Origin of the sequence: Micromonospora sp. M51, from assembly GCF_018070305.1 — a bacterium.
Lineage (GTDB): Bacteria > Actinomycetota > Actinomycetes > Mycobacteriales > Micromonosporaceae > Micromonospora > Micromonospora parva.
This window is the reverse complement of the sequence record NZ_JAGPXZ010000260.1, coordinates 1-7,516: the sequence shown is the minus strand read 5'-3', so window position 1 is coordinate 7,516 and position 7,516 is coordinate 1. Positions and strand designations below refer to the sequence as shown.

The following is a 7,516-nucleotide window of genomic DNA, read 5'->3' as shown; positions in this document are numbered from 1 at the left end:
CGACAAGGTCTACCGCCACCCCACCTTCTACGAGGTGCCGGACGGGGTGGCTCACCTGTGAGCGAGCGAACCAGTCAGCTCAGCAGCGGGGTGACGGCGTGAACGGGCCCTTCGACTTCACCCTCGCCCTCGCCGACGACGCGTTGATCGCGGCCCAGCGGCTGGCCGAGTGGACCACCCGTGCCCCGGAGATGGAAGAGGACATCGCGCTGGCCAACATCGCCCTCGACCAGCTCGGCGCGGCGCGCCTGCTGCTGTCGTACGCGGGCGAGTTGGAGGGCGCCGGGCGCGACGAGGACGCGCTGGCGTACCTGCGTGACGACCGCCAGTTCCGCAACGTTCTCCTGGTCGAGCTGCCCAACGGCGACTTCGCGGTGACGATGGCGAAGCTGTTCTTCCTGGCGGCGTACCAACTGCCGCTGTACACGGCGCTGGCCGGCTGTGCTGACGAGCGGTTGGCGGCGATCGGCGCGAAGGCGCGCAAGGAGTCGGCGTACCACCTGGACCACGGCGCGCTGTGGGTGAAGCGGCTCGGTGACGGCACCGAGGAGTCGCACCGTCGGATGCAGGCGGCCGTCGACCACGTGTGGCCGTACACCCACGAGCTGTTCGCCGCGGACCCGGCGGCGCCGGTCGACCCGGCCACCCTGCGGCCGGCGTTCGACGAGGTCGTCGGCCCGGTGTTGGTCGAGGCGACGCTCGCCCGGCCGGGCAGTGCCTGGGCCCCGGCCGGCGGGCGGGCCGGTGTGCACAGCGAGCACCTGGCCTACCTGCTCGCCGAGATGCAGGTGCTGCACCGCGCCCACCCGGGAGCGAAATGGTGAGCGTGAGGAGTGCAGCGCAGCGGGTGGCGGCCGGCACCGACCCGAGAACGGCCGTGGCGAGCGTGGTGGACCCGGAGATCCGGGTCATCACCATCGACGAGCTGGGCATCCTGCGCGCGGTCGAGGAGGATCCGGCCAGTGGCCGGGTCACCGTCACCATCACCCCGACCTACACCGGCTGCCCGGCGATGGACGTGATCCGGGCCGACATCCGCCGCGCACTCGCCGCCGCCGGCCACCCGGACGCCGAGGTCCGGACCGTCTACAGCCCACCGTGGAGCACCGACTGGATCTCCGAGGGCGGGCGGGCCAAGCTCGCTGCCGCCGGGATCGCCCCGCCCGCCCCGGTGCCCGCCGCCGGCGTCGTGTCGCTGACCCTCGCGGTCCGCTGCCCGCGGTGCGGCTCGCCGGAGACCGAGCAGGTCAGCCGGTTCGGCTCCACCGCGTGCAAGGCGCTGTGGCGGTGCCGTTCCTGCTCCGAACCCTTCGACCACCTGAAGGCGCTGTGACTGTCACCATCACCCGCCCGGTTCGCCGTCGGCCGGTCTTCCACCCGTTGTCCGTCGCCGCCGTCGACCGGCTCACCGACGATTCCGTGGCGGTGACCTTCGCCGTACCCGAGGAACTGCGGGAGACATTCGCGTTCCGTGCGGGCCAGCACCTCACCGTGCGTCTTCCGGGCCAGGCCGCGCCGGACGGCGCTGACGTGCGTCGGTCGTACTCGATCTGCTCCACCCCCGACGACCTGGCCCGGCGCGGCCGGTTGCGGATCGGGGTGCGGGAGATCCCCGGCGGCGCCTTCTCCGCGTTCGCCTGCGGGGCGCTGCGCGGTGGCGACACCGTCGAGGTGCTGCCGCCGCTGGGCACCTTCACCACGGCGTTCGCACCGGACCGCGCCCGGCACTACGGCGCGGTCGTCGCCGGCTCCGGCATCACCCCGGTGCTCGCGCTGGTCGCGACCGCCCTGGCCGTCGAGCCGGCCAGCACCTTCACACTGGTGTACGGCAACCGCACGGCGAACACCGTGATGTTCGCCGAGGAGCTGGCCGACCTGAAGGACCGCCACCCGACCCGGCTGCACCTGGTGCATGTCCTCTCCCGGGAGCAGGGCGAGTCGCCGCTGCTGTCCGGTCGGATCGACGCCGAGCGGCTGAGCCGGTTGCTGGACACCATCGTGCCGGGCGACGTCATCGAGGAGTGGTTCCTCTGCGGCCCGTACGGCATGGTGGTCGACGTCCGGGACGTGCTGACCGCACGCGGTCTGCCCGAGTCGGCGGTGCACACCGAGCTGTTCCACGTCGACGCGCCGCCGGAGCCGGTGCGCCGGCCCGTCGACCAGGCGGGTGCCGGGGCCGAGGTCACCATCGTGCTGGACGGCCGCTCGTCGAGCTTCACCATGGGTCGCGAGGAACGGGTGCTGGACGCCGCGCTGAAGGTGCGCGGCGAGCTGCCGTACGCCTGCAAGGGTGGCGTCTGCTCCACCTGCAAGGCGAAGGTCGTCGACGGCGCGGTCACGATGGCCCGCAACTATGCGCTGGAGCCCGACGAGCTGGCCGCCGGCTACGTCCTGACCTGCCAGTCCAGCCCGACCACCGACAAGCTCACGATCGACTACGACGCCTGATCGCCTCTCGCCCGCGTCGATCTTGCAGTTTCGGTCGTCGATATGCGTGGAATGCCCCGTGTGTCGCGACAGTACCCGCAAGATCGCGGTGAGGGTGTGGCGGTGACCCGGTTCAGTGCCGGCCTGGCCCGTGCGGAGCGAATCACAGCCTTAAGCACCCCTCAGGGAAGGGGCGCGTCGTCGGCGTAGGCTCGGGGTGTGACGGTGAGCCGGGAGATCGACGACATCCTGCAGCGCGGCGCGGACGGCGGGCGGATCACGCCCGAGGAGGCCCTGCTGCTCTACACCGAGGCGCCCTTCCACGCGTTGGGTGAGGCGGCGGACGCGGTGCGCCGGCGGCGCTACCCGGACAACGTCGTCACGTACCTGATCGACCGCAACATCAACTACACGAACGTCTGCGTGACGGCGTGCAAGTTCTGCGCCTTCTACCGCGCGCCCAAGCACCAGGAAGGGTGGACCCACCCGACCGAGGAGATCCTGCGCCGGTGCGGCGAGGCGGTCGAGCTGGGCGCGACCCAGGTGATGCTCCAGGGCGGGCACCACCCCGACTACGGCGTGGAGTACTACGAGGAGCTGTTCTCCTCGGTCAAGCAGGCGTACCCGAACCTGGTCATCCACTCGATCGGCCCCAGCGAGATCCTGCACATGGCCAAGGTCTCCGGGGTGAGCCTGGACGAGGCCATCGCCCGGATCAAGACCGCCGGTCTGGACTCGATCGCCGGCGCCGGCGCGGAGATGCTGCCCGAGCGGCCCCGCAAGGCCATCGCCCCCCTCAAGGAGTCGGGCGAGCGCTGGCTGGAGGTCATGGAGCTGGCCCACCGGCAGGGCATCGAGTCGACCGCCACCATGATGATGGGCACCGGCGAGACGCACGCCGAGCGGATCGAGCACCTGCGCATGATCCGGGACGTGCAGGACCGCACCCGCGGTTTCCGGTCCTTCATCCCGTGGACGTACCAGCCGGAGAACAACCACCTCAAGGGCCGCACCCAGGCGACCACGGTGGAATACCTGCGCCTCGTCGCGGTGGCCCGACTGTTCTTCGAGACCGTCCCGCACCTGCAGGCGTCCTGGCTGACCACCGGCAAGGACGTCGGGCAGCTCTCCCTGCACATGGGCGTGGACGACCTCGGCTCGATCATGCTGGAGGAGAACGTGATCTCCTCCGCCGGTGCGCGGCACCGCTCCAACCTGCACGAGCTGATCGGCATGATCCGCTCGGCGGACCGGATCCCCGCACAGCGCGACACCCTCTACAACCGGCTCGCCGTGCACCACACGCCGGCCGACGACCCGACCGACGAGCGGGTGGTCTCGCACTTCTCCTCGATCGCGCTGCCCGGCGGTGGTGCGGGAAAGTCCCTACCCCTGGTGGACGTCAGCTGACGGTCGGCAGGTGGCCGTTCGGCTGATCGACGCTCATGCTCCCGCCGAATCGCCCCGGCGGTACGGGTGGTCCCCGCCGCCGCAGCGTCAGCCTGTCCGGTCCGGGTCTGGTGGAGATGATCGTCGGCGGCTAGCGTCCCGGCTCATATCTGGCACCACCGTCGACGTACGGGGCTGTCCTCCATCGGCCCGCTGCGGGTCGTTCATATAACGCACGGCAGTACGGGCGGGATGGGTGACCATCCCGCCCGCACTGTCTGCCCAGCTCGGGCCGGACGGATGAAATCGGGTCCGCCTGCTGGCGTGGGAGAACGGCCTCCGATAGCGTCCGCTCGTTCCGCAACCATTCTTTCTTCCCTACCCCCGGGGGACTGATGACAGCGTTCCACCGCTCGACGCTGGTGCGCGCCAGTGTCGTGGCGCTGATCGCGGCCGGTGGCATCGCCGCCGTTGCCGCCCCGGTGCTGGCGGCCGAGCAGGCCGATCTGGCCCTGGTGCCGCTCAGCTACAACCTGGCCAAGGGCGTGACGGAGGCCAAGAGCAAGCCGTTCAAGTTCACTGTCGACAACACCCGGAGCAAGGAAGACGCCAAGGGTGTCAGTTACACGGTGGACACCAGCAAGCTGACGATGAACAAGGTTCGGGTCGTGGTGCCCGACGGTTGCCGGGTGAACGGCAAGAAGTTCACCTGCCGCCTTGGTGACCTGGCCGCCGGCACCAGCGAGGACTTCGGCATCCCGATCTTCTCCACCGGCGGTAAGGGCGCTGCCGGCACTCTGGTGGTCACCATCCGGTCGGCGACCGAGGACCCCAACAAGGAAGACAACAAGGTCGAGCACGACATCACCGTCACCGAGCCCGGGTACGACCTCACCAGCTGGGTGCAGGACGTCAACGCGAACGTCGTGGTGAACGGTGTCAACGGTGACGACCCCGACCTTCGTCCGGTGCGGCCGGGCGAGACGGTGCCGGTCGACTGGGCGGTCTACAACGACGGCAGTCGCAAGGCCACCGGCCTCGCCTACGTGCTCACCCTCCCGGCGGGCGTCACCTTCGACACGCTGCCGGACACCTGCACCACGCAGACGTTCGGTGTCGCTCAGGCGCTCTGTCAGGACGACGGCGCGGTGATCCGGCCCGGTGACTACTACACGGCGGACATCAAGGTGACCGTCGGTAAGGACGTCACCGAGCCGGTGCTGCGGGTCGGCGAGCTGGTGGCGCACGGTCTGGACGTGGCAGCCGGCAGGCCCGAGGAGCAGCCGCGGCGGGCCAGCACCGCACAGCGGAAGACCTTCACCGAGGTCGACGAGGGCGACAACCAGGCGGTCTTCGACGTCTTCGTCGACCTGGCCGTGGACCCGACGCCGACGCCCACGCCCACTGTCACTCCGACGGCGTCGCCCACTCCGACGCCGACGGTCACCCCGACCGGCTCGCCGACCCCGACCCCGACCGTCACGCCGACAGAGACCCCGACGCCAACGGAGACTCCGACTCCGACGGAGACCCCGACCCCGACCCCGACCCCGTCGGAGACTCCGACTCCGACGGAGACCCCGACCCCGACTCCTACGGAGACGCCGACCCCGACGGAGACGCCGACCCCGACGCCGACGGTCACCCCGACCGAGACGCCGACCCCGACGGCCACTCCGACGGAGACGACGACCCCGACCCCGACCCCGACTGACACTCCGACGGTCACGCCGACGCCGACCGCGACGGCCACGCCGACCCAGACGCCGAGCGCGACTGTCACTCCGACGCCGGGTCCGAGCGGTACGACGACGCCGGGCGCGACCGTCTCGCCGGGTGCCGGTGGCGGCTCGGGAGGTGGTGGCCTGCCGGTGACCGGTGTGCAGGTCGGCCTGATCGGCGGTATCGGCGCGGTCATCCTGCTCGTGGGTGGAGCGCTGCTGGTGCTCACCCGTCGCCGCAAGGTGGTGGTGGTATCGCCGGCCGACGAGAAGTCGACCGACTGACACCGGGCCGCTGGCGACGGCGCGCGGACGAGGCGCGACAGCGACGGCGGTACGCGTCCTGACTGAGGCGTCAGGGACGCAGGCACGACGCGAGGGCGGGGTGGGCGACCACCCCGCCCTTTCGCGTCAGTGGTGCGTGCCACGCCACCCAGCGAGTGTCGATTGGCGGGCGGCTGGCAGAGTGGAGGGGTGAGCCGTACCCCGCAGGGCCAGCGCGCCAGTCTGGACAAGCAGCCGCACGAGGTCGCCGCGATGTTCGACGGCGTGGCAGAGCGTTACGACCTGACCAACACCGTGATCTCGCTGGGGCAGGACCGCTCCTGGCGTCGGGCCACCCGGGCGGCGCTCGGGTTGCGGCCGGGCGAGCGGGTGTTGGACGTGGGCGCGGGCACCGGCGTCTCGACGCGTGAGCTGGCCCAGTCCGGGGCGTACGCGGTCGGGGTGGACCTGTCGCTGGGCATGCTGCACACCGGCAAGCGGGCCCGGCCCGAGGTGCCGCTGTTGGCGGGGGACGCGCTGCGCCTGCCGTTCGCCGACGCGAGCTTCGACGCGGTGACGATCTCCTTCGCGCTGCGCAACGTCAACGACACCGACGCGGCGCTGCGTGAGCTGGCCCGGGTGACCCGGCCGGGTGGCCGGTTGGTGGTCTGCGAGTTCAGCACCCCGGTCAACCCGGTCTTCCGGACGGTCTACCTGTCGTACCTGATGCGGTCGTTGCCGGCGGTGGCTCGTACGGTGTCGAGCAACCCCGAGGCGTACGTCTATCTCGCCGAGTCGGTCCGGGCCTGGCCGGCGCAGTCCGCGCTGGCCGGGCGGGTGGCCGCGGCCGGGTGGGGGCGGGTGGCGTGGCGCAACCTGACCGGTGGCGTGGTGGCCCTGCACCGGGGGATCCGCCAGTAGCGGCGGGCCCTCCAGCGGGCGCGGACATTATTCAGGTTCCGCTAATATCAGGCTTTAGTCCACTTTGCCCCGTACGCTCGACCGCATGACCGGAGCAGACCCGGCGGACCCGGTGGCCGCCACCGACGACGACGCGGCCGAACTCATCGCCCAGTTGCGCGAGCTGGCCGGGGCCGACCCGGTCGAGGTCCGGCAGGTGGTCGCCGAGGTGCTGGCCGCGCTGGACCGCGCGGCGGGCGGGGCGCTCCGCGAGCATCTGCCGGAGACGATCCGGGTCGACGCGGGCCTGGACGCCTCCAGCCCGGCCTGACGCCTGACCGCTGTGGACGGTCATGGGGTGTCACATCGGCGAGTTAGGTACCCCTGATCCTGCGCTGGTATGACGCCGGTCATACACTCGTCCCGTCTGGCTTGTGAAGCATTTCACGAGCATGCGGGAGGAGGCGCGAATGACCGCGGTGGAACACGACGCCGACGTCATTGTCGTGGGCGCCGGTCCCGGTGGATCAGCGACTGCGTACCACCTGGCCCGGCACGGCGTACGGGTGCTGTTGTTGGAGAAGACCGAGTTCCCACGGGAGAAGGTCTGCGGCGACGGGTTGACCCCGCGCGCGGTGCGCCAACTCATCCGGATGGGTGTGGACACCTCGCCTGAGGCGGGCTGGCTGCACAACCGCGGCCTGCGGGTCATCGGCGGTGGGGTGCGCCTGGAACTGGACTGGCCGGAGCTGGCCAGCTTCCCCAACTACGGTCTGGTGCGCACGCGACTGGACTTCGACGACCTGCTCGCCCAG

General features: G+C 71.0%; 8 protein-coding genes. All 8 read left to right on the top strand.

Annotated elements, in window-relative coordinates:
* Positions 1-98: 98 nt before the first annotated feature.
* A complete protein-coding gene (gene paaC / locus KBX53_RS15795; RefSeq protein ID WP_210860071.1) occupies positions 99-824 on the top strand; it encodes a 1,2-phenylacetyl-CoA epoxidase subunit PaaC in 726 nt (241 codons plus the stop codon).
* Between the two features lie 23 nt (positions 825-847).
* A complete protein-coding gene (paaD, locus tag KBX53_RS15790; protein WP_030334107.1) occupies positions 848-1,333 on the top strand; it encodes a 1,2-phenylacetyl-CoA epoxidase subunit PaaD in 486 nt (161 codons plus the stop codon).
* Positions 1,330-2,448, top strand: coding sequence for a 1,2-phenylacetyl-CoA epoxidase subunit PaaE (gene paaE, locus KBX53_RS15785; protein WP_210860069.1), 1,119 nt, complete (start codon positions 1,330-1,332; stop codon positions 2,446-2,448). The genes paaD and paaE overlap by 4 nt, the downstream gene beginning before the upstream one ends.
* Before the next feature lie 198 nt (positions 2,449-2,646).
* A complete protein-coding gene (gene mqnC, locus KBX53_RS15780) occupies positions 2,647-3,837 on the top strand; it encodes a cyclic dehypoxanthinyl futalosine synthase (RefSeq protein ID WP_030334111.1) in 1,191 nt (396 codons plus the stop codon).
* 374 nt (positions 3,838-4,211) lie between these two features.
* Positions 4,212-5,822 carry a hypothetical protein gene (locus tag KBX53_RS36365; protein ID WP_247675681.1) on the top strand — a complete coding sequence of 537 codons (1,611 nt, stop codon included), beginning with the start codon at positions 4,212-4,214 and terminating at the stop codon, positions 5,820-5,822.
* A 189-nt stretch (positions 5,823-6,011) separates the two neighbouring features.
* Positions 6,012-6,722 carry a demethylmenaquinone methyltransferase gene (locus tag KBX53_RS15770; protein ID WP_030334115.1) on the top strand — a complete coding sequence of 237 codons (711 nt, stop codon included), beginning with the start codon at positions 6,012-6,014 and terminating at the stop codon, positions 6,720-6,722.
* An 85-nt stretch (positions 6,723-6,807) separates the two neighbouring features.
* On the top strand, positions 6,808-7,032 hold the full coding sequence (locus tag KBX53_RS15765) for a hypothetical protein (RefSeq protein WP_030334118.1): 225 nt from the start codon (positions 6,808-6,810) through the stop codon (positions 7,030-7,032).
* Positions 7,033-7,171: 139 nt separating this feature from the next.
* Positions 7,172-7,516: FAD-dependent oxidoreductase (locus KBX53_RS15760; protein WP_210860067.1), on the top strand; the 345-nt coding region annotated here is incomplete at its 3' end.